Raw genomic sequence first — 25,056 nt, forward strand, 5'->3', positions numbered from 1 at the left:
TGGTCAGCGCCCGCCCGGCAGGAGGCGGCGCACCAGTCCGGTGGCCGTGGCGAGCTCCGGCGCGCGGAGAAGTGCGAGGAAACCCGCGTAGACGACGAGCACCACCGAGCCGATGACGGCGGCGCCGAGAGCGCCGAGCAGCTTGTCGGACACCGTCCAGCCCTCCGCGCCCCCGAGCAGCTGGAACGTGAGCCAGCCGGCGCCGGCGGCCGGGACGGCGGCGAGGGCGAAGCGGCCGAGTGACAGCATCCATGATCCGATGCGCAGCCCGCCCAGTCGGCGCTGGAGCAGCGAAGTCGCCACGATCACCTGCACGACGGTCGCGAACGACTGGCCGAGCGCGACGGCAGCGGCGAGCCGCCAGAGCTCGAGACTCGCCGAGCCCACCGCCCACGACGCCAGCAGAGCCGTCGCGACGACGAGCCCGCACTGCAGCAGCGTGAAGAAGAAGGGAGTGCGGGTGTCGTCGTAGGCGTAGAAGGTCCGCTGCACGACGAACAGCACCGCGAGCGGCACGAGGCTCACGAGGTAGCAGAGCAGCACGGCGCCCGCGAGGACGGCCTCGCTGCGGGAATCGGTGAAGATCCGCGACGCCGGCACGGCGGCGACGCCGAGGGCGGCGGTCGCGCCGACGACGAACAGACCGAGCGTGCGGATGCCGCGGCCGACGTCGGAGCGGACCTCGTCGTCCCGGCCGGCCGAGGCGTGCTCGCTCAGCTGCGTGAAGTAGGGCGTCCCGATCGACAGCACGATGATCGAGTACGGGAGCATGAAGAGGAGCCACGCGTTCTGCGACACGAAGAAGCCGGGATCGCCTTTCGGGATCTGCGAGAGCACTTGCGACTGCACCAGGCCGGCGAGCTGGCCGGCGAGCACCATGAGGAAGGTCCAGCCCGCCAGGCGCCCGATCTGCCCGAGTCCCACACCGCGCCAGACGAAATCCGGCCGAACGTGGAGCCCCGTCTTGCGCCAGAACAGGAACAGGATCCCGGTCTGAACGACGATGCCGAGCGTCGCCGTGCCTGCCAGCACGGCCACCATCTCCGGCGTCCAGGCCGTGTCGGCACCGCCGGCCCCGAACAGCCGGATGAAGACGAGGAACCCCGCGATCGACACGACGTTGTTGACGATCGGCGCCCAGGTGTACGGCCCGTAGACCCGCCGGGCATTCAGCGACTCTCCCACCAGCGCGAACAGACCGTAGAACAGGATCTGCGGCAGACACCAGTAGGCGAAGCCCGTTGCCAGCGCCTTCTGCGCCTCGTCGTAGCCCGGGGCGTAGAGCGCGACCAGCCAGGGAGCGGCGATCGTGGCGACGACGGCGGTGCCCAGGAGCACGACAGTGCCGAGAGTGAAGAGCTTGGAGACGAAGGCGCTCCCGCCGTCGTCGTGCGCGGCCGCCTTCACGATCTGCGGCACGACGACGGCGGTCAGCAGACCGGTCGAGATGATCGCGTAGATGTTGTTGGGCAGCTGGTTCGCCACCGCGAACGCGTTGCCGCCGTCGGTCGTCGCACCGACCGCCCCCACCAGCACGACGGTGCGCAGGAATCCGCTGAGCCGCGACACGATCGTTCCCGCGCCGATCAGGGCGCTCGCACGGCCGATGCTCACTCGGTGTCCTTCGGCTCGGGTTCGCGCCTCGGCTCGGGTTCCGCCTCGGGCTCCGGCGCCTCGTCGGCCGCGGCATCCGTCCCCCGGCGGCGCGCCCGCAGGCGCAATGCCGTGCGCACGATGCCGAGCAGCAGGAGTCCGCCGACCACGACGGCGAGGGCGGCGATGCCGAACGTCTCCCACTCGGCGCGCACGTTGACGTCGACCGATTCCGAGCCGCCGATCGCGACGCTGGCGCGGCTTCGCAGCTGGAGGTCGAGCGTGACTTCGCCGTTGCCGACTCGCGCCTGCACCGGCACCTCGACGCGGCTGTTGCTCGACGGCTGGGCGACCATCGGGTTGGCGCGCTGCACGTCGAGCCGCAGGTCGTCCGGCGTGACGTAGAGGACGAGGTTCACCGGATACGGCAGGTCGTTGCGCACGAAGAACCGCAGGCCCGCGTTCGAGCCGTACAGGTCGATCTCACTCGTCGGCACGAGCCCCACCGAGTCCAGCGTGGTCCGGGTTCCTGTCCGGTGCTCGACGATCCCCGCCGTCCACGCGACGTCGTCGGCGCGCCACGCGATGCCGAGCAGCTGGAGGATCTCGGCTCGCTCCGGACCGGTGATGAGCCGCGTGTCGTCGAGGATCGTGGCGAAGCGCGACAACTCGGCCTCCTCCTCGAAGAGAGCGGATGCCGCGGCCGCCCGCGCCTCCTCCGGCGGAGAGTCGTCGACCGTGAGCTCGCTCACCGCCGAGTTCGCCAGCCCGCCGAGGGTCAGCGGAACGACGTTCGGAGCGCCGAGCGCCGTACCGATGGTGGCGCCCAGTGCGACGCGTGACCGCTCGACCTCGCGCCCGAGCGTCACGAGAAGGGGCGCACCGCCGGTCTCGCCGGTGGCGAAGGCCAGGTAGGCGGTGGCCTCGGTCAACGCGGCCCCGCGGAGCGACGTCTCCTCCAGCCCGGCGGCTTCGGTGAGAGCCCGCGAGACGTCGGCGTCGTACACCAGCACGTCGGCGTCACCGGCCCGGCCGTGCGCAGGCACGGTGGCGTGGTCTGCGCCCGCCGACGTCGTGTCCGACGGGATGAGGGTCAGCGACGACCTGCCGTCGATGCGGATTTCCCCGAGCTCGGCGACGCTCGCCGAGCCGGCGCTTCCGGCCGCCGGCCAGTACACGCCCGTGCGAGTGCCCGGCCCGACGTCGAGGAGGGTCGCGAGGTCGGGGAAGACCGGGGCATCGGGGTCGACGCCCTCGGTCGGCGTCGGCGCCGGGGTCGGCTCGGTCTCGGGGACGAAGTCGGCCGGGTTCATATAGGCCGTGAGGGAGGACGGTCCGACCGGGCGGGGCAGGCCCGCCTCGAGCTGCGCCACGACGTCGGCGTCGCCGAACTGCAGCGCGAAGCGGGAGTTGGGAAGCGCCTCGAGACGCTCCAGCCAAGCCAGAGCGCTCGCGGGGGCGGCGGTGCCGAGCACCCGGATCGCGGCCGGGATCGCCGGGTCCACCGCGAGGATGGTGGAGGTGTCGTCGATGCCGTCGAGCTGCGCGGTGAGGTCGCCGTCCGGGGCGGTGAGCGCGGCGAGCTGGTCGGCGCCGAGCAGTCCCCCCGTGAGGGGGCCTACCGTGATGGGCACGAGCACGCCGATGCCGATCTCGCGGTCGGAAGAGGGCGGCACGATCATGGCGCTCGTCGCGACGACCTTCTCGGCGCCTGCCTCGTACGACGCCTGGAGCGGATACACCCCGGGCGGCAGACCGGCGAGGGCCGGGTCGTCCGCCGCCACGCGGGCGGGCGTGACCTCCTGCCCCCGGGGCGCCACGGCGCCGATCGAGGCGGTCGCGACAGCCTGCGTCTGCACGCCCGAGGTGTCGCCGTCGAGCCAGGCGGCGAGGGCCGCGCGATCGGGCAAGGGGGTGCGGCCCAGGGAGACGGTCGCCGAAGCGGGGGCGGTCGCGGCATCCGTCTCGTTCTGCAGGGTGAGGGAGACGGTGAGGGGCTCCCCGGACACCACGAGCCCGTTCGAGATCGGGGCGAGCGTGAAGGCGGTGGTGCCGACGGGGATCGGGGGGGTGGGGGTGGGAGTGGGGCTGGGTGACGGCGTATCGGCGAATGCGGGAGCGGGGAGGACGACGGCCGTCAGCGCGAAGAGGAGCGCCGCGAGGACCGCGGCGGCGCGCGGGGCGCGGCGACGGGCGGGCCTACGGGGGGTCACGGTCATCCTGTGGTTTCGCTCCTGTGCGATGTCCGGACCGCACGATCGTCTCAGATTCTACGGTCCGAGCCTCCGAGCACCCGGCGCACCCGCGGGCGTCGGCGTCGCAGGGTTGAATGGACCCGTGCTTCCCGAACCGGATCCCGCCCTGTGCCGCTCCCTCGCCGACGACCTCCGCGACGCGGGGTACACGGCCGAAGCGCTGCGCGAGGCCTGGGGTTCCGCCGCCGACGATGCGATCGCGCGCGGGCTTCGTCGTCCGGCCGATCGCGCCCTCGCCGCCCGCGACGACGCTCTGGCGGTGCTGGGAAGGCTTCTCATGCTCGGGATGCCGCAGGCCGAGGCATCCGTCGCCCTCGCACTTCCCCGCACCGGCGCGGAGGGCCTCGCGCGCCTGGGGCTCGCCGCCCGGGCCGGCGAAGGGGTGCGCCCGCTCGCCGTGGTGCGTCCGCAGCCGTACGCGGATTCCTCCGACCCCGACGGCGACGGATCGGGCACCTGGTGGATCGCGAGCGATCTCGACGAGGCCGCGCTGGGCGGGCCGCTGCCCGAGGATCACGTGCTCGGCGTGGGCGGCGCCTCGCTGACGCTCGCCGCCCTGCAGCTCCCGACGCCCGCCGACCGGGGGCTCGACGTCGGTGCGGGATGCGGCATCCAGGCCCTCCGTGCCCGGCGCGAGGTCGCGCATGTGGTCGCCACCGACATCTCGGCGCGGGCGCTCGCCTTCACCCGGCTCAACGCGCTGCTCAACGGCGTCGACGGCGTCGAGACGCGGCTCGGCAGCCTGTTCGGCCCCGTCGCAGGCGAGCGCTTCGACCGCATCGTGTCGAATCCGCCCTTCGTCATCACGCCGCGCGTCGCCGACGTGCCGGCGTACGAGTATCGCGACGGAGGGATGGTGGGCGATGACATCGTGGCCGCCTTCGTCCGCGGGGTCGGCGAGCACCTCGAGCCGGGCGGGATCGCACAGCTTCTGGGCAACTGGGAGACTCGGGGCGGCGTCGCCGGCCTCGACCGGGTGCGCACCTGGGTGGAGTCGTCGCCGGTTCCGCTGGACGCATGGGTCGTCGAACGCGAGAGCCTGGACCCGCTCTCGTACGCCGAGCTCTGGGTGAGGGACGGCGGCACCCTGCCCGGCACCCCCGGATTCTCGCGTCTCCTCGACGCCTGGCTCGACGACTTCATCGCGCGCGAGGTGACGGAGGTGGGCTTCGGCTACCTGCTGCTGCGCCGTCCCGTCTCGGCGGAGCCGACGCTGCGCCGGTACGAGGTGCTGCATCAGGCGATCGGCGGCGACGACCTCGGCGGGCACCTCGCGGCGGCGCTCGCCGCGCACGACCGGCTGGCGTCGCTCGACGACGAGGAGGTCGCGGCATCCGTGTTCGTCGTCTCGCCCGATGTCACGGAAGCCCGCCATCACGTGCCGGGGCAAGAGGACCCGACGATCATCGAACTCCGTCAGGGCGGTGGCTTCGGCCGCGCGCTGGGGGTCGATCCCGGCCTCGCCGCCCTCGTCGGCGCGTGCGACGGCGACCTCTCCGCGGGGGTGCTGATCGACGCGATCGCCGAGCTTCTGGGGGTGGATGCCGCGGCCCTCCGCGCCGACCTCATCCCGCGGGTGCGCGAGCTGGCGTTCACCGGCTTCCTCGGCTTCCTTCCCGGTCGCTGAGCGCCGGGGCACCGGCGACCGAGACGAAACGGCTCGGGCTCGCGGGGTGCCTGGGGGCGTTTCGTCTCGCTTCGCTCGCTCAACGACCGGGCTCTAGGCTGGAGCCCATGCTCAACATGGCCGAGGGCATCGCCCGCCTCGGCGCGCTCGCCGAGTCTCCCGTCGTCTCCACGCTCGCCGACGCGTTCGCCGACGCCGGCCACGACCTGGCAATCGTCGGCGGACCCGTGCGGGATGCGCTGCTGGGGCGTGCCGTGAACGACCTCGACTTCACCACCGACACGCTGCCCGACCAGATCCTGCGGATCGTCAAGCCGATCAGCACCGCGCAGTGGGACATCGGCCGGGCCTTCGGCACGATCGGCGCCAAGGTCGCCGGCGAGCAGGTCGAGATCACGACCTACCGCGCCGACAGCTACGACGGGGTCACCCGCAAGCCCACGGTCGAATTCGGCGACACGCTCGAGGGCGACCTGGTGCGCCGCGACTTCACCGTGAACTCGATGGCGCTCCGGGTGCCGGCGCGCACCCTCGTCGACCCGACGGGTGGCGTCGAGGATCTGCTCGCGAAGCGACTGCGGACCCCGGCCGATCCCTCGGTGAGCTTCGGCGACGATCCGCTCCGCATGCTCCGGGCCGCGCGGTTCGCCTCGCAGCTCGGCTTCGAGGTCGAGCCCGCGACGGTCGACGCGATGGCCGCGCTCCGCGAGACCCTGTCGATCGTCAGCCCCGAGCGCATCCAGGGCGAGCTCGTCCGGCTGCTCGCGACCGGCGACCCGGTGCGCGGCATCCGCCTGCTCGTCGAGACCGGGCTGATCGACCAGTTCCTGCCCGAGGTGCCCGCGCTGAAGCTCGAGGTCGACGAGCACCACCACCACAAGGACGTCTACGAGCATTCGCTGACCGTGCTCCGGCAGGCGATCGCGCTCGAGGCGTCGAGGCTTCCGGATGCCGCGCCCGACGTCCCGCTGCGCATCGCGGCGCTCCTGCACGACATCGGCAAGCCGGCCACGCGCAAGCTCGAGCCCGGTGGCGGCGTGACGTTCTACCACCACGACATCAAGGGTGCGCGACTGGCCCGCAAACGGCTGCTCGCTCTGCGCTTCGACTCCGACACCATCTCGGTCGTGACGCGGCTCATCGAGCTGCATCTGCGGTTCTTCGGCTATGCCGAGGGCGCCTGGACCGATGCCGCGGTGCGCCGCTACGTGCGGGACGCCGGCGACGAGCTCGAACGCCTGCACATCCTCACGCGGGCCGACGTGACGACCCGCAACACGAAGAAGGCCGGGCGTCTCGCGCGGGCCTACGACGACATCGAACGGCGGATCGCCGAGCTGTCCGAGCAGGAGGAGCTCGACGCGATGCGTCCCGAGCTCGACGGCAATCGCATCCAGGCCGTGCTGGGCATCGGACCGGGTCGCGAGGTCGGCGAGGCGTACCGGTTCCTCCTCGACCTGCGGCTGGACGAAGGCATTCTCGGCGAGGATGTCGCCGAGCGGCGCCTGCGGGAGTGGTGGGCCGCGCGGGACTGACGATCGCCGTGCGCGGCAGCGGCCTCAGCGGCCGAGGAGCTGGACGACGAGATCGACGATCAGCACGACACCGAGCAGGCACAGGCCCGACACGTACAGGATCGGTGCGAGGCGCACGCGACGGCGCAGATGCGGCGGCCGCGACGCCCCGGGTATCGCGTCCACGGCCGGGTGTGAAGACGGCAGCGGCGGGGCGTCGTCGTCGGTCCACCGCTCCCACTGACCGAGCTTGCGCTCTACCGCCGCGGTGACGGCGACGAGCCACTCCCACACCGCAGGGTCGAAGGACACGAGCTCGTTCCGCGAGTAGAAGAAGACCCAGTCGTCGATGATCTCCACGTCGAGCTCGGCGAAGCGGTCGATCATCATCGCCATGATGTCGGGGGTGAAGAGGTACAGCGCGGCGCGCTCGTACCCGGCCGGGCAGTACAGGGTGAACCATCGGTCGAAGTCGCCCTCGAGGCTCAGTCGCTGGCTGCGCAGCGCGGTGTCCGGGAGGCGGGTGCGGCCCAGCAGGCTGTTGTTGCCCCGCGCGTCGAGCATGATGTGCGGCAGTGGCCGGTCCAGCTGCACGGCGGTGTAGCCCCACCGTGGTCCGCGTCGGGTGCTGCGGCCGAAGGGCACCCGCGTGGTGACCCCGCCGACCTCCCACGAGCGCTCGCCGTCGCGGGTCACCGCCTCACCGTCGCTGTGCGCTCGGAAGATCATGCCCGGCCGAGGACCGGGCACGTGAGCGCGATACGCCATCCCGTTCGCCCGAGCGAAGCGGCTCATCCGCGCGGCGCGGAGCCGGTCGCGCCGGCGGATGAGGCGTGCGGCGATCAGGGCGGCGACGACACCGGCAGCCGTGACCGCGAGCGGCACGAGGACGGCGGCCGCCGGCAGCGGGTCGAGCGAGTCCTGCGAGAGGAGATACGGGATGCCGAGGCCGACGCCGACGAAGACCACCGCGAGGAAGCCGACCAGCAGGATCGCCGTCACATGACCGGCGAACCGCGAGACGCCTCTCGGACCCTCCGAGCGCCGCAGCACTTCGAGCTCCGCCTCGACGTCGGCCGGGGTGAGCGGTTCGACGAGAGGACGCGTGTCGAGCGTGTCGGCGACGGGGGAGGTCATCCCTCGAGGATGCCCCATGGGAGAGCAGGAGAGCGAGGCGCGATCGCGGACGTGATATGTCCGCGTTCCGGGTGAGACTGGACCCGAGCGCGGGGCATCCCGTCCCGCCGAAGCGAAGGGCACATCATGCTGCGAGGATTCGCGACCATCAGCTATTACGCCTCCGACCTCGATGCGGCCGCACGCTGGTACGCCGAGGTGCTCGGCAGCGAGCCGTACTTCGTGACGCCCGCGTACATCGAGTTCCGCGTCGGCGACTACGAGCACGAGCTCGGGATCATCGATGCCCAGTACCGGCCGCCCATGCCCGACGGTGCGGCCGGAGCGGTCATGCAGTGGGCCGTCGATGACGTGCATGCGGCCCTCGCCCGCCTTCTCGAGCTCGGCGCGACTCCCTATCAGCCCGTCATCGAGCGAGGCGAGGGCTTCAACACCGCCGCCGTGGTGGATCCGTTCGGCAACATCCTCGGGATCATGGAGAACCCGCACTACCGCGAGATCCTCGTGCGCGACGGTCTCGCCTGAGCGGGTCCCGACAGATCGCGCAGCCCCCGCCTCCTGTGTTGAGCGAGAGTTTCAGTCTGGTTACGAATCGTTCACTGGATTGTCGTTTTCCGGGAATCGGGGGAAAGATGGCCGAGGGCCGCGCCATCGGACGCGGCCGACCCTTGACAGCAGAGGTAGCACTATGTCACTGCACCACAGCAAGCGCGGCCGTCTCGGCCTCGCCGTCGGAGCCTTCGGTGCCTCGGCACTTCTTCTCGCAGGCTGCGCCGGTGGCGGCGGCGGCGGAACCGACGACGACGGCGACGCATCGGGCGAGCCCATCATCGTCGGCACCACCGACAAGGTCACGACGCTCGACCCGGCCGGTTCCTACGACAACGGCTCGCTCGCCGTTCAGACGCAGGTCTTCCCGTACCTCGTCAACACCGACTACAACAGCAACGAGGTCGTTCCCGACCTCGCCGAGTCGGCCGAGTTCACCTCGCCGACCGAGTACACGGTCACCCTGCCCGAGGGTCTCACGTGGGCCAACGGCAACGAACTGACTTCTTCCGACGTCAAGTTCTCGTTCGACCGCAACATCGCGATCGCCGACCCGAACGGCGCCTCGAGCCTGCTGTACAACCTCGACAGCGTCGAGACCCCCGACGAGACCACGGTCGTCTTCAACCTGAAGACCGAGAACGACCAGGTCTTCCCCTTCATCCTCACGAGCTTCCCCGGCGCGATCGTCGACGACGAGGTCTTCGCCGCCGACGCGCTCACGCCGGATGACGAGATCGTCGACGCGAACGCCTTCGGTGGACCGTACGCGGTCACGTCGTGGGACTTCAACAAGACCGTCGAGTTCACCCCGAACGAGGCGTACCAGGGTCTGCTCGATGCACCGGTCAACGCCGGCGTCATCCTGACGTACTTCGCCGAGTCGTCGAACCTGAAGCTCGCCGTGCAGGAAGGCGACGTCGACGTGGCGTACCGCAGCCTGTCGGCCACCGACGTGGAGGACCTGAGCGGCAACGACAACGTGCAGGTCATCGACGGTCCCGGTGGAGAGATCCGCTACATCGTGTTCAACTTCAACACCCAGCCGTACGGCATCGAGACGCCGGAGGCCGACGAGGCCAAGGCGCTCGCCGTCCGTCAGGCCGTGGCCGACCTCGTCGACCGCGACGCGATCTCGCAGCAGGTCTACAAGGGCACCTACACCCCGCTCTACTCGTACGTTCCCGAGGGCTTCGCGGGGGCCACGGAGGCGCTCAAGGGCCTGTACGGCGACGGTGAGGGTGGCCCCGACGCCGCAGCGGCCAAGGAGAGGCTCGAGGCCGCCGGTGTGGAGACGCCGGTCGCACTCAGCCTGCAGTACAGCCCCGACCACTACGGTCCCTCGTCGGGTGACGAGTACGCCATGGTGAAATCGCAGCTCGAGAAGGACGGCCTGTTCACCGTCGACCTCAAGTCGACCGAGTGGGTGCAGTACTCCGAGGACCGCACTGCCGACGTCTACCCGGCCTACCAGCTCGGCTGGTTCCCGGACTACTCCGACGCCGACAACTACCTCGCGCCGTTCTTCCTGAAGGAGAACTTCCTGGGCAACCACTACGACAACCCCGAGGTCAACGACCTGATCCTCGAGCAGGCCGTCGAGACGGATCCCGCCACCCGTACCGCGGACATCGAGAAGATCCAGGAGCTCGTCGCCGGTGACCTCTCGACCGTCCCGCTGCTGCAGGGCGCTCAGGTGGCCGTGGCCGGAGCCGAGGTCGAGGGCGTCGTCCTGGACTCGTCGTTCAAGTTCCGCTTCGCGCCCGTCACGAAGTAACCGGCTGAAGGTCGATGGGGCGGTCCGCTCGACGGGCCGCCCCATCGCCACGACCGGAGCTTCGGGCTCGCACTCTCAAAGTTAGGCTCCCGCATGGTTGACGCAGGGCTCGCCGCAAGCGCCCCCGGCGGCGCACGCAACCCGTCGCCCGTCGATGAACCACCGCCGTTCCTGGCGAAGAGACGCCCGAAGACGGGCGGAACCCTCGGCCGCTACATCCTGATCCGGTTCCTCCTCATCTTCCCGACCGTTTTCATCCTCGTCACGGTCGTCTTCTTCCTGATCCGGCTCACCGGCGACCCGATCACCGCCGCACTCGGCGGACGCCTTCCTGCCGACCAATTGCAGGAACGCATCCACGAGGCCGGGTACGACCGGCCGGTCTTCGTCCAGTACATCGAGTACCTGGGCCAGATCGCCACCGGCAACTTCGGCACGACGATCACCGATCGGCAGCCGATCACCGAAGTCCTCGTCAACTACGGCCTGGCCACGCTCGAGCTGGTCATCTACGCGCTCATCGTCGCGTTCATCGTCGGCATTCCACTGGGACTCGTGGCCGCCGCGCTGCGTGACCGCGCGCCGGACGCGGCCCTGCGCGTCAGCGCCATCCTCTTCTACGCGACGCCCGTGTTCTTCGCCGGACTCGTGGCGAAGCTCGTCTTCTCGGTGTGGCTCGGCTGGTTCCCCGTCAGTGGGCGCGCGAGCGTGCGCACGGAACTCGCGTTGACACGCGAAGACGGGGCGACGGGGATCTATCTGATCGACGCCCTTCGCTCAGGCAACCCCGCGTATGTGCAGGACGTGCTGCTGCACGCCTTCCTGCCGGCCATGGTCCTGGGCCTGCTCACGGCGGGTATCTTCCTGCGGCTGGTGCGCACCAACGTGATCGCCACGCACAACATGCCGTACATCGACGCCGCCCGGTCGCGCGGCGTCAGCGAGTACCGGCTCGTCCGCAAGCACGCCTACAAGCCGGCGCTCATCCCGATCATCACGGTCATCGGCCTGCAGATCGCGCTGCTGCTCGGCGGGGCTGTGCTGACCGAGACGACGTTCGAGTGGCAGGGCCTCGGCTTCCAGCTCGCGAAGTACCTGGGGGCTCGGGACTTCGTCGCCATTCAGGGCATCGTGGCGGTCATCGCCATCATCGTGGCCCTGACCAACTTCGCCGTCGACATCATCGCGGCGTTCCTCGACCCGAGGGTGAGGTACTGACATGGCGAAGCGTCGCATCATCGACCGCCTGCCGGTGGTCCACCAGCTCCGGCAGAGTGTCGGACTCCAGCGGGGAATGCTCGTCGCCGGCCTCGTGCTCACCGCGGTGTTCCTCCTGATGGCGATCTTCGCCCCGTGGATCGCGCCGTACGGCTTCAGCCAGCTCGAGGGACCCGACGGCCTCTTCGGCTCGCAGGTGCCGCCGAACCCCGTCAACCTCCTCGGCACAACCGTCGGCGGCTATGACGTGCTGTCGCGCACGATCTGGGGCGCGCAGACGGCGCTCATGGTGATCGTCGTGGCGATCCTGCTCTCGGTGTTCATCGGAATCTTCATCGGTCTCGTCTCCGGCTACCTCGGTGGCTGGGTCGACAAGACGCTCGTCGTCATCGCGGATGCGATCTACGCCTTCCCCACGCTGCTGCTGGCCATCGTGGCGGCGATCGCGATCAGCGGCGGGCAGTCAGGTCTCTGGCCCGGGATCTTCGCCGCGGCCATCTCGATCACCGTCGTCTTCATCCCCCAGTATTTCCGCGTCGTGCGCGCCGAGGTCGTCCGGGTGAAGTCCGAGGCGTTCATCGAGTCGGCCATGGTGATCGGCGCCTCGACCCCGCGCATCATGTTCGTCCATGTGCTGCGCAACGCCACCCGGTCGCTGCCGCTCATCGTGACGCTCAACGCGTCAGAGGCCATCGCGACTCTCGCAGCGCTCGGCTTCCTGGGCTTCGGCATCGAGCCGACCTCCGCTGCCGAGTGGGGCTACGACCTGCAGCAGTCCATCGGCGACGTGTCCGCGGGCATCTGGTGGACGGCGATCCCGCCGGGCGTGGCGATCGTGCTCACGATCCTCGGCGTCACGCTCATCGGCGAGAGCCTCAACGATCTCGCCGACCCGCGCCTGCGAGCGCGGCGCCGCGCGGGCAAGACCCAGACCCCGGCAGACGCGGTCGCCGCGAGCCAGCCCGTGTCGCGCGAGTTCATGGGAGAGGTGGAGTGATGGCCGCCGTACCTGCAGCATCCGACGACCTGGCCGTCGACATCCGGAACCTCGACGTCTCGTTCGCCACGGACGGCGGTGACGTCCACGCCGTGCGCGGCGTCACGCTCGACGTGCGCCGAGGAGAGGTCCTGGCCATCGTCGGCGAGTCGGGCAGCGGGAAGACGGTCACCGCCCGCACGATCCTCGGCCTGCTCCCGGAGTCGGCGCGCACCGAGGGTGTCGTCATCCTCGACGGCACCGACGTCGTCGCCCTCGACAAGAAGGAGCTCCGCGGGGTCCGCGGCACCAAGGCCGCGATGATCTTCCAGGAGCCGTCGACGGCACTGAACCCCGTCTTCACCGTCGGCTGGCAGCTCGCCGAGGGACTCCGCGCCCACGGCAAGTTCACGAAGTCGCAGGCGCGCCAGCGGGCCATCGAGATGCTGCAGCGCGTCGGCATCCCGGAGCCGGAGCTGCGGGTCGACGACTACCCGCACCAGTTCTCGGGCGGTCAGAAGCAGCGCCTCGTCATCGCGATGGCCCTCGCGCTGGAGCCGACCGTCATCATCGCCGACGAGCCGACCACGGCGCTCGACGTCACGGTGCAGGCTGAGATCCTCGAGCTGCTGCGTCGTCTTCGCGACGAGGACGGCACGTCGATCCTCCTCATCACGCACAACATGGGCGTGGTCGCCGATCTGGCCGACCGCGTCGCGGTCATGCTCAACGGCGAGATCGTCGAGATGGCGACCGCGACGGAGCTCTTCGCCGACGCGCATCACGAGTACACGAAGAAGCTCCTCGGGGCGGTCCCTCGGCTCGAGATCGCCGACCGGCAGCTACCGGAGTCGTCGATCGGCGCCGAGCCCGTCGTCGTCGCCGACAAGCTGGTCATCGAGTACGCCGGCCGCTTCCGCCGTGCGGCCTTCCGCGCGGTGAACGAGGTGAGCTTCTCGATCAAGCCCGGCGAGGTGCTGGGCCTCGTCGGCGAGAGCGGGTCGGGCAAGACCACGATCGGCCGCGCCATCGCGGGCCTGACGCCGGTCGCCGGCGGGTCGCTGCGCGTGCTCGGCACCGAGATGCTCGGCGTCAAGGAGCGCCAGTTCCGCCCTCGCCGCAGGGAGCTCGGCTTCGTCTTCCAGGACCCCGCGACGAGCTTCAACCCGCTGCTGACGATCGCGCAGAACGTCGCCGAGCCGCTCATCGTGCACACCGACGCGAAGGATGCGAACGCCGCGCGCGCGAAGGTCGACGAGCTGCTCGAAGCCGTGCAGCTGCCGAAGGCGTTCGGCGAACGCTACCCGCACGAGCTCTCCGGCGGGCAGCGCCAGCGGGCGTCGCTCGCCCGGGCGCTGGCGCTCGATCCGAAGCTGCTCATCGCCGACGAGCCCACCAGCGCGCTCGACGTCTCGGTGCAGGCACGTGTGCTCGACCTGTTCCGCGATCTGCAGGCGCAGTTCGGGTTCGCGACGCTGTTCATCACGCATGACCTCGCGGTCGTGGATCTGCTAGCGCACTCGGTCGTCGTCCTCCACAAGGGCGAGATCGCCGAGGAGGGCCCGACGGCCCAGGTGCTGGGCGATCCGCAGGATGCCTACACCCGGCGCCTGATCGCCTCGCTGCCGGTGCCCGATCCCGTGGAGCAGGCCGCCCGGCGCGTGGCGTGGGAGCGCGATTTCGGCGGCTGAGTCACGGCTGGTGCGCGCGCCGCGTCCCGGGTGTCAGCGGAAGAAGAGCGCCAGGATCCCGGTCTGGCTGAGCAGCCAGTAGAGGGCGATCGCGCCCACGACGATGAACGACACCCACGGCACCCCGCGCTGCAGCCGGCGTCCCTGCAGCGCGACGCCCGGCGGCGGCCGCAGCGCATCGAGCGGAGCCTGAAAAGGCATAGCGGATGCTGCGCCCCCGGCTGCGATCCCAGGGCCGGCGCCGGCGAGGGCCGAGGCATCCGCCTCCGCCGCCGCCTCGGCGCGCAGCCGGTCATCGCGCCACCGCGCCCACTGCGCGAACTTGTCGAGCAGGGCGCCGACGACCGAGAACAGCCACGCCCACGTGGCGGGATCGAGGCCGGAGAACTCGCGCTTGGCATAGAGGAGGAGCCAGTCGTCGACGATCTCGACGTCGAGCGCGGCGACGTTGTCGATGAAGCGCGCCATGATGTCGGGCGTGAAGAGGTACAGGGCGTCGGCCTCATACCCCTCGGGGCAGTACAGGGAGAAGTAGCGGTCGAAGTCGCCCTCGAGGCCGAGCCGCTGGTCCTTGTCGAAGGCAGCCGGAAGGTTCGAGCCGAAGAGGCCGTTGTTGCCGGTCGCGTCGAGCACGATGTGCGGCAGCGGCACGTCCAGCTTCACGGCCACGTAGCCCCACTTGTGGGTGGTCCTGCTCTTGCCCGATCCGGTCGAATACTCATAGTTCGCGAACTCGACGAAGCGCGGCTGCTCGCCCCGGAGGACGTCGGTCGCCATTCGGCCGTTGCCTACGCCGAAGATCAGGCCGGGAAGGGAGTGGGTGCCGAGCGCCGGCAGGTACGACATGCCGTTCGCGCGAGCGAAGCGGTCGAGCCGGTACATGCGATGCGCGGCGACACGGGTCCCGGCGACGAAGGCGATCGCCACTGCCGTCGCGACCAGGCCGATGACCAGGAGCGGCATCAGACCCACCAGCAGGCCGAGGCCGCCGAGGCCGCCGTCGATCACCGTGAAGGCCACGGTGAGGAACACCGAGGCGAACATCACCGTCGCGACGCCGAACACGACGATGCCGACCACCGACGAACCGGTGAACCCCGACGGCAGCCCGCCGGCCATCCGCTGCTGCTGGGTGAAAGCGCGCACAGCGGCCGAGTCGACCGGTTCGACGAGCGGCCGCGCATCGAACGGGTACGCGGGCTGTGCGGCCTCCGAGCCGCCGGGGAGGGTCATGCGCCCACGCTACCGGCGCCGCTCGGCGTCCGGCGGGGCGCCGGTGGGGGCGCCCGGTGTGTCACAGCTCCGCCTGGGCGACACCGCGGGCCGGGACCGCCCGCGTGAACCGGGGGTGGATCAACCGGCCGGCGGCGGACGGGCGGAGTTGTGACACGCCCCGGCGCGAACCCGGGCAGAATCGGACGCGACGGCCGAACGAAGGAGTGGCAGATGCCTCGACGCGACCCCGAGGATCTGGACGCGCTGCGCGCGGCATCCGATGTCCTCGGCCTCGATGCCCTGCTCAGCCCGGAGGAGCGCGCGACCCGCGACCGCGTGCGCGCCTTCGTCGATGCGGAGATCCGGCCGCATATCGCGGACTGGTTCGACCGCGCCCACTTCCCCGCCGAGCTCGTCCCCGCGTTCGGAGCGCTGGGTGTGCTCGGCATGACCCTGGAGGGCTACGGATGCCCCGGCCGCACCGCCGTCGAGTACGGCCTGGCCGCGCTCGAGCTCGAGGCCGGCGATTCGGGACTGCGCACCTTCGTCTCGGTGCAGGGATCGCTGGCGATGGGGTCGATCCATAGATGGGGCTCGGAGGAGCAGAAGAACGAGTGGCTCCCGCGGATGGCGGCGGGCGAGGTGATCGGCAGCTTCGGGCTGACCGAGCCGGGCGCCGGGTCCGACCCGTCGAGCATGACCACCTTCGCCCGCCGGGACGGTGACGACTGGGTGCTCTCGGGCGCCAAGCGCTGGATCGGACTCGCGAGCATCGCGCAGCTCGCGGTCGTGTGGGCGCAGACCGACGACGGCGTGCGCGGCTTCCTGGTGCCGACGGACGCCCCGGGGTTCCGGGCGACGGTGCTCGCGCCGAAGGGGTCGATGCGGGCCTCGATCCAGACGGAGCTGCACTTCGACGAGGTGCGGCTGCCGGCATCCGCTCTCCTTCCCGGCGCGACCGGGCTGCGCGGACCGTTCTCAGCGCTCAACGAGGCCCGGTACGGAATCGTGTGGGGCGCGCTGGGCGCCGCGCGCGACAGCTACGAGGCCGCGCTGCGCCATGCGCTGCGACGCGAGCAGTTCGGGGTGCCGATCGCCTCGTTCCAGCTCACCCAGCAGAAGCTCGTGAACATGGTCGTCGAGCTGCAGAAGGGCGCACTCCTGGCGCTGCAGATCGGACGGTCGAAGGATGCCGGCACCCTCACGCCGACCCAGATCTCGCTGGGCAAGCTCAACAACGTGCGGGAGGCCATCGCCATCGCGCGCGAGGCCCGGACCATCCTCGGCGGCGACGGCGTGCTGCTGGAGCACTCGCCGATCCGCCACGCCGCCAACCTCGAGTCGGTCCGCACCTACGAGGGCACGGACGAGGTCCACACCCTGATCCTCGGCCAGCACCTCACGGGCATCAGCGCCTTCCGGTGACGGCCCCAGACGGGGATTAGCCGCGTGACCAGGCATCCGGTAGCATAGGAGGGTTGTCCGCACGCGCCCCAGCGCGCGGGAAGTCGGATGACGTGCACACACCCTCCTGCTGCCGGGAAATGCCCGACAGCCGTTCAAGTCCGAAGGAGGTGGGTTAGTGACGCACCAGTACGAACTCATGGTCATCCTGAGCCCTGAGATCGATGAGCGCCAGGTCGCCCCGAATCTCGACAAGTTCCTCAAGGTCATCACCAACGATGGTGGCTCGATTGAGAACATCGACATCTGGGGTCGCCGTCGTTTCGCTTACGAGATCCAGAAGAAGACCGAGGGCATCTACGCCGTCGTCAGCTTCACCGCGACGAGCGACACCACCAAGGAGCTCGATCGTCAGCTGAACCTCAGTGAGCTGATCATGCGCACCAAGGTCATGCGTGCCGAGGAAGCGATCGCCATGATCGCCTCCGAGAAGGCGCGTGCCGACGAGAAGGCCGCCCGCAAGGCTGCCCGTCCCGCGAAGCCCGTCAAGCAGGACGCGTAACGACGATGGCCGGCGAGACGATCATCACCGTCGTGGGAAACCTCACGGCTGATCCCGAGCTGCGCTACACGCAGAACGGTCTCCCCGTCGCGAACTTCACGATCGCGTCGACGCCGCGCAACTTCGACCGCGCCGCCAACGAGTGGAAGGACGGCGAAGCGCTGTTCCTCCGCGCGAGCGTGTGGCGCGAGTTCGCCGAGCACGTCGCGGGATCGCTGACGAAGGGCTCCCGCGTCATCGCGACCGGCCGCCTGAAGCAGCGCTCCTACGAGACGCGCGAGGGCGAGAAGCGCACCGCGATCGAGCTCGAGGTCGACGAGATCGGCCCCTCGCTGCGCTACGCGACCGCTCAGGTCACGCGCGCTGCGGGTGGCGGCGGCGGCGGGTCACGCCCGTCGCAGGTCGCCGACGAGCCGTGGTCGACTCCGGGTTCGGCGAACGCAGGCGGCAACGCCGGCGCCGCCGCCGGTGCCGACGCGTGGAGCGCTCCCGGCAGCTACGGCGACGACACCCCGTTCTAAAGCACTTCGGATGCCTCGGCATCCGGTGAATCTCTCATCTCAGTAAGGAAACACCCATGGCTGGAAAGGCAAGCGGCGACCGCCGCAAGCCGCGGAAGGGCGCGAAGAACGCCGCTCCCGCGAAGGCGATCCGGGTCGGTCTCATCGACTACAAGGACGTCGCCACTCTTCGCAAGTTCATCTCGGAGCGTGGCAAGATCCGCGCCCGTCGTATCACCGGTGTCTCGGTGCAGGAGCAGCGTCTGATCGCCAAGGCGATCAAGAACGCGCGCGAAATGGCGCTCCTGCCTTACGCCGGCGCTGGCCGCTAAGGAGCACCCAATGGCAAAGCTGATTCTCACGAATGAGGTCGCCGGGCTTGGTAGCGCCGGTGACGTTGTCGAGGTCAAGAACGGGTTCGCCCGCAACTACCTCATCCCCCAGGGCTTCGCCGTGTCGTGGACCCGTGGCGGCGAGAAGCAGGTGGCGTCGATCCGCGCCGCCCGCGACGCTCGCGTCATCCACGACCACGAAGAGGCCGTGGCCCTCAAGGACGCTCTCGAGTCCAACAAGGTCAAGCTGTCGGTCAAGGCCGGCGCCGAAGGCCGTCTGTTCGGCTCGGTGAAGACCGAGGCCGTGGCCAACGCCGTCAAGGCCGCCGGACTCGGCGATCTCGACAAGCGCAAGATCCACATCACCTCGCCGATCAAGTCGGTGGGCGAGCACGAGGCGACGGTCCGTCTGCGCGACGACCTCACCGCCGTGATCACCCTTCAGGTGGTCGCTGCCAAGTAGCAGCGAAGACGCACGACGGATGCCGAGAGTCCCCCGCGTCGCGGCATCCGCCGTATGAACACCCCCCGATCATCGAACGGCCGATCCAGGCATTGGCGGTCGTCCGATGATCGAGGGGCGAGTGTGGAGAGCGGGAGGGCCGGTGGGGAGCGGCCCTCCCGCCGCGCTCACGCGGAGTGGACCGGGGGCGACTCTGGGGCTCGCCTCCGGTGCCGACTCACGCGGAGCGGCGCCGCGACACGAGCGCGAAAGCGCCGGCTGCGAGGAGCATGAGGCTCATCAGCAGCGCGGGCAGCGCGCCCGTCCCTCCCGTCGTGGCAAGAGCGGCGGCGCTGGGCTGAGCGCCGGCCGGGGAGCCGATCACGTCGTCACCGTCGTCCGACGAGCCCGGGCCGCTGGGGCCGGCCGGGCCGGTGGGGTCGGTCGGGTCCGTGGGATCGGTGGGATCGGTGGGATCGGTCGGGTCCGTCGGGTCGGTCGGGTCCGTGGGATCGGTCGGGTCCGTCGGATCGGTCGGGTCCGTCGGAACGACGACGACCGGCGTCCCCGTGGTGGAGTCCCCGATCACCGAGATCGCGTTGCCGCCGATCGTGATGGGCAGGGTGATCGGAGCGAGGATCTGGGTTCCCCCGAGGATCGATCCGAGTCCCGACGTGGTTCCGGTCGTGCCGCCGGTGCCGCCCGCGGCCGGTGCCGTGACGGCCCCGGTGGACGAGCTGTCGCCGATCACCGAGATCGCGTTGCCGATCGCGGTGATGGGTGCGGTGACCGGTGCGAGCACCTGGGTGCCGCCGAGCAGCGAGTCGGTGCCGTCGGTCACGCCGCCGGTGGTGCCGCCGCTCGTCCCGGTCCCCGTGCCGGTGGTCGTGCCCGCGGACGAGCTGTCGCCGGTCACCGAGATCGCGTTGCCGATCGCGGTGATGGGTGCGGTGACCGGGGCGAGCACCTGGGTGCCGCCGAGCAGCGAGTCGGTGCCGTCGGTCGCGCCGAACAGCGGCCCGCCCGTTGCACCCGCGCTGCCGGACGTCGCGCCTTCGGACGAGCTGTCGCCGATGCCCGAGATGGCGTTTCCGCCGACCGTGATCGGAGCGGCGACGGGGGCGATGACCTGAGTGCCCCCGAGAACCGAACCCGTGCCGTCGGTCTCTCCGCCGGTACCGCCCGTGGTGCCGGTGGTGCCGGCGGCGGGCGTCGTGGTGGCGCCCTCGCTGTGGCTGTCGCCGATGACGGAGATGGCGTTGCCCACCACCGCGACCGGCGCCGTGACGGGAGCGATGACCTGGGTGCCGCCGAGGATCGAATCCTCGCCGCTGGTCCAGCCCTCTGCCCCCGTGCCCGCGGTGCCGGTGGTGCCGGCGGCGGGCGTCGCGGTGGCGCCCTCGCTGTGGCTGTCACTGATGACCGAGATGGCGTTGCCGCTCACGGTGACGGGCAGGTCCACAGAGATGAGGCCCTGCGTGCCGGAGAGAAGGCCGTCCTCGCCGGAGGTCGACGCCGAGCTCGCAGCGCCACTGGTGGGCGCCGGAGCCGTGGTGGCGGCATCCGCCTGGGAACTGTCGCCGACGACGGACACCGCGTTGCCGGCGACCGTCACGGGGACGGTCACGTTGATGATCGCCTGGGTGCCGGACCCGACGCCGTCCTGACCACTGGTGGTGGCCGGGGCGGGTGCCGGTGCGGGAGCGGGAGCGGAAGCCGGTGCGGACGCCTGCTCGCTGTGGGAGTCGCCGATGAGCGACAGCGAGTTGCCGCTGACGGTCACCGGGAGTGTGACGTCCAGAAGAGCCTGGGTGCCCGAGAGCAGCCCGTCCTCTCCGGTCGTCTCGGCCGCATTGGCGACCGTAGCGCCGAGCAGCGTGATGCCGCCGGCCAGGAGCGTGCCCAAGAGGGCGCGCTTGACGAAAGTACGCATGGTTGTTCCCCTTTGTTGACTGATGGTCTTCGCAGCGCGTGAGGGTGCACTGCTGATGCTCTGCCGCCTTCAGGAGGCGGTGGCGCGACGATCAGTCAGGGGAGACGTCGGTGGATCCTGCAGGCGCCGGTGGCGCGTGCTCGTCCTCGGGTCCTGCGCGACGCACCCAGGCACGGTGTGCGGCGAGCGGACCGAGGGCGACCAGCGCCCAAGCGCCGAGACCCGTACCACCGGGTCCCGAGGAAGAAGCAGTCGGCGGGCAGAGGTCTCCCGCCGGAGAGAGGGGTCCACGGGCGTCGGACGACGCCATGGAGGAGGACACGACGACAGGTGCGGAGGACGCGGAGCCGACCGGCTCGTACGCGCCCTGGAACAGCAGAGCGGATGCCGCGCCCGGCGAGAACGCCGGGGTCGGAGCGATCGCGGGTGCCGGGCCGGCGGCGGGACGGGCGTCCTGTCCGGCGGGGGCCGCCGAGTCGGGGCTCGTGGTGCCGGGGAGACTCGGGAGTTCGGGAAGCACCGGCGGAACTGCCGGGTTCGCGCCGGTCGACGGCTGCCCGATGGACGAGCCGGTGTCATCGACGGCGTCGACCACACCGCCCACCGTCTCGTCGACGGTGCCGGCGACGTCTTCTATCGCATCGCCCAGCCCGATATCGGAGACGATGCCTCCGACCACGGGAACGTCTTCGACGACGGCGACGACCGGCGCGGTGACCGTGCCGACGACACCGCCGGAGACGACCTGGGTCACGGGTTCGGTGACGGTGGTGACGACGGTGCCGACGCTCTGGACGACCTCGCGAACCGGCTGCTGCACCGGGGCGGGAGCGACCTCGACGACCGCGTTCACGACGCCGGTGACTTCCCCGGTGACTGCGGTCACGGTACTGGTCACGGTCGAAGCGGTCTCGTCGACGAGCGAGGTGACGGCACCCAACAGGCCTTTACCGTCGGTGGAGTCATCCGCTCGTGCCTGTCCCGACCCGAGGCCGAGGAGCAGCGAGAGGACGATCCAGGCGAACGCGGTTGCGACCCCGACAAGGGCCAGCTGCCACATCCTCGACTTTGAGGTTGCGATGTCCACGTTCACCTCCCACGACTGATAACGCCACGCATTCCGAACGGAAATGCGCTGAGGGTGCCTGGACTCCACAGGCTAGCGCTCTCCCGCGAACGTGTCCAGAGGGTCATGGGATCTCTCGCGAATGAGGCTGCCCCGCGACACGCCGGCGCAGAATTGTGCACAGGCCCCCGCAGCACACTCAACCTTCAAGCCGCACTTCAACCACATCCCCCTCCACAGGGTGTGGAATCGAGAACCCCAGGTGAAAGCCGGTATCTTGGGCCACGGGGGTGAAGAATCGTCTGGTTGTCCACAGGTGTTGTTCACAGGTCTCCCGGCGTTTCACGCAAGTCCTCCACAGACTTATCCACAGGCCGTGTTGCGGCTGTCGGGGCCCCTGCCTAGCGTGGGGGTCGGTCCTCAGGGGAAGAGTGCCGAAGCGTCTGCGAGTGAAGATGCCGGGTCAGCGCCGGCGAACACGTCATGAGATCGCTGCGGCATCCCGACTCCTCACGAGTGATCGAGCACCGCTTTGCGGCGAGCCGCCGAGACCGAACCGACCGACGTGGAGGATCCTGCACCTATGTCGATCGCCGACATCTCCGAAGAGCGCATGGGCGGCCCGCGCGAGTTCGAGCGCACTCCCCCGCACGACCTTCTCGCCGAGCAGAGCGCGCTCGGCGGCATGCTGCTCTCGAAGGATGCGGTCGCCGATGTGATCGAGACCCTCCGCGGCGTCGACTTCTACATCCCGAAGCACGAGCTCATCTTCGAGGCGATCCTCACCCTCTACTCGCACGGCGAGCCGACCGACGTGGTCGCGGTCACCGACGAGCTCATCAAGACCGGCGAGCTGCAGCGCGCCGGTGGCGCGGACTACCTGCACACTCTCACCTCGATCGTTCCCACCGCGGCCAACGCCGGGTACTACGCATCGATCGTCTCCGAGCGGGCGCTGCTCCGCCGTCTCGTCGACGCGGGCACCCGCATCGTGCAGATGGGCTACTCCGGCCAGGGCGAGGCGCTCGACCTGGTGAACAACGCGCAGGCCGAGATCTACTCGGTCACCGGCGCCGAGGCGGCCGAAGACTATGTGCCGCTGACGGTCGCCGTCGATGCGGCCGTCGAGGAGATCGAGGCCGCGCGAGGTCGCGACGGCCAGATGACCGGCATCCCGACCGGCTTCTCCGGACTCGACCAGCTCACCAACGGACTCCACCCCGGCCAGATGATCATCATCGCCGCGCGCCCGGCGATGGGTAAGTCGACGCTCGCGCTCGACTTCGCGCGCGTCGCCGCCATCAAGCACGACATGCCGACGATCTTCTTCTCGCTCGAGATGGGGCGCAGCGAGATCGCGATGCGCCTGATGAGCGCCGAAGGATCCGTGCCGCTGCAGGCGATGCGCAAGGGCACGCTCGACTCCCGCGACTGGACGACGATCGCCGCGACCCGCGGACGCATCAACGAGGCCCCGCTGTACATCGACGACAGCCCCAACATGACGCTCGTCGAGATCCGCGCCAAGTGCCGCCGGCTCAAGCAGAAGGTCGGGCTGAAGATGGTCGTCATCGACTACCTCCAGCTCATGACGAGCGGCAAGCGCGTCGAGTCCCGTCAGCAGGAGGTGTCCGAGTTCTCGCGGGCGCTCAAGCTCCTCGCCAAGGAACTGGCCGTTCCTGTCGTGGCGCTCTCGCAGCTGAACCGTGGTGCCGAGCAGCGATCCGACAAGAAGCCCGCGCTCTCCGACCTGCGTGAGTCGGGCTCGATCGAGCAGGACGCCGACATGGTGGTGCTGCTGCACCGTGAGGCCGCCTACGAGAAGGACAGCCCGCGCGCGGGCGAGGCCGACCTCATCGTCGCCAAGCACCGCAACGGACCGACCGACACCATCACCGTCGCCTTCCAGGGACACTTCTCCCGGTTCACCGACATGGCCCCCGGCGGCGACTTCCAGTAGGGCTGCTGTCGGCGCGCCAACTGTTTTATCCTACCGCGCACGGGCTCTTCTGCTTGTTCCGAGCTCGCTGCGCACAACTCGAGCCGACGAAAAGGTGCGCTGCACCGCTTCAGCCGTGCGCCACCCAGGTGGACCCTCGGGCGCGAGATGGGTACGGGGGCTACCCGTCGGCACCCCCTAGCGCTCGTCGCGTCTTTCGCGGCGTGGCACGCGGTCCTACACTCGCGGCATGAGGACTGGACTGGCCAAGGCGGGCTGGATCGTGCTGATCGTGCTCAACGCCGGGATGCTGCTCAATCACCTGGTCGCGATCTTCTTGGTGGCCACGTCAGCAGACGAGGGCCGGATGTTCATCGCCTACGCGGTCGTCAACGCGCTGGCGCTGCTGGTGCTGTTCTTCCCCTACCGTGTCAGGCAGCGCTGGGCGTGGGCTTCGATCTGGCTCGTCGTGCTGGCGACCGCGGTCACAATCGCCTACGGCATCGACACGATCGGGCTGATCTACGTCGCCGTGGCCGGCGTGATGGCACTCGCCCAGTTGGCGACGGCACGCGAGTTCTTCGGCGCAGTGCAGCCTTAGCTCCAATTGATGGATCGGCACGCGATCGTGAAGATTGAGCGTGTCGATCGGCCAATCTCATCGGCGGGCCGACAGGGCTACCCGACCGGGGTGCGCGAGAGGACGGTTACGGGATGAGACCACTTCGATACTCGATCAACGTCACGCTCGACGGCTGCGTTCATCACGAGGCGGGACTCCCGCCCGACGAGGAGTCGATGCGCTACTGGACGGCCGAGATGGCGCGCGCCGATGCTCTGCTGTTCGGCCGGGTGACCTACGAGATGATGGAGTCGGCGTGGCGGAAGCCGTCCACGGGCGTGTGGCCTGACTGGATGGGCGAGTGGGAGGTCCCGTTCGCCGAGACCATCGACCGGGCGAAGAAGCACGTCGTGTCGAGCACGCTGAGCGGAGCCGATTGGAATGCCGAGCTGGTGCGCGGCGACCTGGCGCAGGCGGTTCAGGCCCTCAAGCAGGAGCCGGGCGAGGGCCTGTGGGTGGGCGGAGTGACGCTTCCCCTGGCGCTGGCCGATCTGGGACTGATCGACGAGTACGAGTTCCTCGTGCAGCCGGTCCTCGCCGGACACGGGCCGACGCTGCTCGCCGGCCTGCGCGAGCGCATCCAGCTCGAGCTCGTGGATCGCCACGAGTTCCGGTCAGGTGCGGTCGCCGTGCGATACCGGCCGCGCGAGTAACTGCTCAGGCGCCGGGCGCAGGCCGGTGTACAACGCACGCGTCCCGCCGAA

The 25,056-nt window shown here is 70.1% G+C and carries 21 protein-coding genes; 15 read left to right on the forward strand and 6 right to left on the reverse strand.

What is annotated here, in order from left to right; translation table 11 throughout:
- Positions 1 to 3: 3 nt before the first annotated feature.
- Positions 4 to 1,614, reverse strand: coding sequence for a murein biosynthesis integral membrane protein MurJ (gene murJ / locus SOM19_RS01325; protein ID WP_320484750.1), 1,611 nt, complete (start codon positions 1,612 to 1,614; stop codon positions 4 to 6).
- Positions 1,611 to 3,806 carry a DUF6049 family protein gene (locus tag SOM19_RS01330; protein WP_320484751.1) on the reverse strand — a complete coding sequence of 732 codons (2,196 nt, stop codon included), beginning with the start codon at positions 3,804 to 3,806 and terminating at the stop codon, positions 1,611 to 1,613. Before SOM19_RS01330 ends, murJ begins: the two co-directional genes overlap by 4 nt.
- A gap of 124 nt (positions 3,807 to 3,930) precedes the next feature.
- Between SOM19_RS01330 and SOM19_RS01335 the strand changes: the two genes are divergently transcribed.
- Positions 3,931 to 5,475, forward strand: coding sequence for a DUF7059 domain-containing protein (locus SOM19_RS01335; RefSeq protein ID WP_320484752.1), 1,545 nt, complete (start codon positions 3,931 to 3,933; stop codon positions 5,473 to 5,475).
- Between the two features lie 107 nt (positions 5,476 to 5,582).
- Positions 5,583 to 7,010 carry a CCA tRNA nucleotidyltransferase gene (locus tag SOM19_RS01340; protein WP_320484753.1) on the forward strand — a complete coding sequence of 476 codons (1,428 nt, stop codon included), beginning with the start codon at positions 5,583 to 5,585 and terminating at the stop codon, positions 7,008 to 7,010.
- 24 nt (positions 7,011 to 7,034) lie between these two features.
- Here SOM19_RS01340 and SOM19_RS01345 read toward each other — a convergent pair whose 3' ends face one another.
- On the reverse strand, positions 7,035 to 8,126 hold the full coding sequence (locus SOM19_RS01345) for a hypothetical protein (RefSeq protein ID WP_320484754.1): 1,092 nt from the start codon (positions 8,124 to 8,126) through the stop codon (positions 7,035 to 7,037).
- Positions 8,127 to 8,252: 126 nt separating this feature from the next.
- On the opposite strand from SOM19_RS01345, the gene SOM19_RS01350 reads away from it, so the two are divergent.
- The 5 genes from SOM19_RS01350 to SOM19_RS01370 all read left to right on the forward strand — a co-directional run bounded on the left by SOM19_RS01350 (position 8,253) and on the right by SOM19_RS01370 (position 14,337).
- The gene (locus SOM19_RS01350; protein WP_320484755.1) at positions 8,253 to 8,651 is read left to right on the forward strand and encodes a VOC family protein; all 399 of its coding nucleotides are present in this window, start codon (positions 8,253 to 8,255) and stop codon (positions 8,649 to 8,651) included.
- 163 nt (positions 8,652 to 8,814) lie between these two features.
- Positions 8,815 to 10,452 (forward strand): ABC transporter substrate-binding protein, encoded by a 1,638-nt coding sequence (locus SOM19_RS01355; protein WP_320484756.1) that lies wholly within the window; start codon positions 8,815 to 8,817, stop codon positions 10,450 to 10,452.
- A gap of 93 nt (positions 10,453 to 10,545) precedes the next feature.
- Positions 10,546 to 11,670 carry an ABC transporter permease gene (locus SOM19_RS01360; protein ID WP_320484757.1) on the forward strand — a complete coding sequence of 375 codons (1,125 nt, stop codon included), beginning with the start codon at positions 10,546 to 10,548 and terminating at the stop codon, positions 11,668 to 11,670.
- A 1-nt stretch (position 11,671) separates the two neighbouring features.
- Positions 11,672 to 12,667, forward strand: a complete 996-nt coding sequence (locus tag SOM19_RS01365; RefSeq protein ID WP_320484758.1) for an ABC transporter permease — start codon at positions 11,672 to 11,674, stop codon at positions 12,665 to 12,667.
- Positions 12,667 to 14,337 carry an ABC transporter ATP-binding protein gene (locus SOM19_RS01370; protein WP_320484759.1) on the forward strand — a complete coding sequence of 557 codons (1,671 nt, stop codon included), beginning with the start codon at positions 12,667 to 12,669 and terminating at the stop codon, positions 14,335 to 14,337. The genes SOM19_RS01365 and SOM19_RS01370 overlap by 1 nt, the downstream gene beginning before the upstream one ends.
- Before the next feature lie 33 nt (positions 14,338 to 14,370).
- Here the strand turns inward: SOM19_RS01370 and SOM19_RS01375 are convergent, their stop codons facing one another.
- The gene (locus tag SOM19_RS01375) at positions 14,371 to 15,570 is read right to left on the reverse strand and encodes a hypothetical protein (RefSeq protein ID WP_320484760.1); all 1,200 of its coding nucleotides are present in this window, start codon (positions 15,568 to 15,570) and stop codon (positions 14,371 to 14,373) included.
- A gap of 213 nt (positions 15,571 to 15,783) precedes the next feature.
- On the opposite strand from SOM19_RS01375, the gene SOM19_RS01380 reads away from it, so the two are divergent.
- The 5 genes from SOM19_RS01380 to rplI all read left to right on the forward strand — a co-directional run bounded on the left by SOM19_RS01380 (position 15,784) and on the right by rplI (position 18,813).
- On the forward strand, positions 15,784 to 16,977 hold the full coding sequence (locus tag SOM19_RS01380; RefSeq protein ID WP_320484761.1) for an acyl-CoA dehydrogenase family protein: 1,194 nt from the start codon (positions 15,784 to 15,786) through the stop codon (positions 16,975 to 16,977).
- A gap of 157 nt (positions 16,978 to 17,134) precedes the next feature.
- Complete coding sequence (gene rpsF, locus SOM19_RS01385; protein ID WP_320484762.1) at positions 17,135 to 17,518, forward strand: 30S ribosomal protein S6; 384 nt, start codon at positions 17,135 to 17,137, stop codon at positions 17,516 to 17,518.
- A 5-nt stretch (positions 17,519 to 17,523) separates the two neighbouring features.
- The gene (locus SOM19_RS01390) at positions 17,524 to 18,039 is read left to right on the forward strand and encodes a single-stranded DNA-binding protein (RefSeq protein WP_320484763.1); all 516 of its coding nucleotides are present in this window, start codon (positions 17,524 to 17,526) and stop codon (positions 18,037 to 18,039) included.
- 56 nt (positions 18,040 to 18,095) lie between these two features.
- Positions 18,096 to 18,350 carry a 30S ribosomal protein S18 gene (gene rpsR, locus SOM19_RS01395; protein ID WP_320484764.1) on the forward strand — a complete coding sequence of 85 codons (255 nt, stop codon included), beginning with the start codon at positions 18,096 to 18,098 and terminating at the stop codon, positions 18,348 to 18,350.
- A 10-nt stretch (positions 18,351 to 18,360) separates the two neighbouring features.
- The gene (gene rplI, locus SOM19_RS01400; RefSeq protein WP_320484765.1) at positions 18,361 to 18,813 is read left to right on the forward strand and encodes a 50S ribosomal protein L9; all 453 of its coding nucleotides are present in this window, start codon (positions 18,361 to 18,363) and stop codon (positions 18,811 to 18,813) included.
- Between the two features lie 217 nt (positions 18,814 to 19,030).
- On the opposite strand, the gene SOM19_RS01405 is transcribed toward rplI, so the two are convergent.
- Both SOM19_RS01405 and SOM19_RS01410 read right to left on the reverse strand, forming a co-directional pair.
- Entirely contained in the window at positions 19,031 to 20,725 is a 1,695-nt protein-coding gene (locus SOM19_RS01405; protein WP_320484766.1) for a chaplin family protein, read from the reverse strand.
- Between the two features lie 91 nt (positions 20,726 to 20,816).
- A complete protein-coding gene (locus tag SOM19_RS01410; RefSeq protein WP_320484767.1) occupies positions 20,817 to 21,812 on the reverse strand; it encodes a hypothetical protein in 996 nt (331 codons plus the stop codon).
- A gap of 562 nt (positions 21,813 to 22,374) precedes the next feature.
- Here SOM19_RS01410 and dnaB point away from each other — a divergent pair.
- From dnaB to SOM19_RS01425, 3 genes are all read left to right on the forward strand, one after another.
- A complete protein-coding gene (dnaB, locus tag SOM19_RS01415; RefSeq protein WP_320484768.1) occupies positions 22,375 to 23,751 on the forward strand; it encodes a replicative DNA helicase in 1,377 nt (458 codons plus the stop codon).
- Positions 23,752 to 23,980: 229 nt separating this feature from the next.
- Positions 23,981 to 24,331 carry a hypothetical protein gene (locus SOM19_RS01420; protein WP_320484769.1) on the forward strand — a complete coding sequence of 117 codons (351 nt, stop codon included), beginning with the start codon at positions 23,981 to 23,983 and terminating at the stop codon, positions 24,329 to 24,331.
- A gap of 113 nt (positions 24,332 to 24,444) precedes the next feature.
- Complete coding sequence (locus tag SOM19_RS01425; RefSeq protein ID WP_320484770.1) at positions 24,445 to 25,005, forward strand: dihydrofolate reductase family protein; 561 nt, start codon at positions 24,445 to 24,447, stop codon at positions 25,003 to 25,005.
- The last annotated feature ends 51 nt before the right edge of the window (positions 25,006 to 25,056 follow it).

Source organism: Microbacterium sp. CFBP9034 (assembly GCF_034045255.1).
Lineage (GTDB): Bacteria > Actinomycetota > Actinomycetes > Actinomycetales > Microbacteriaceae > Microbacterium.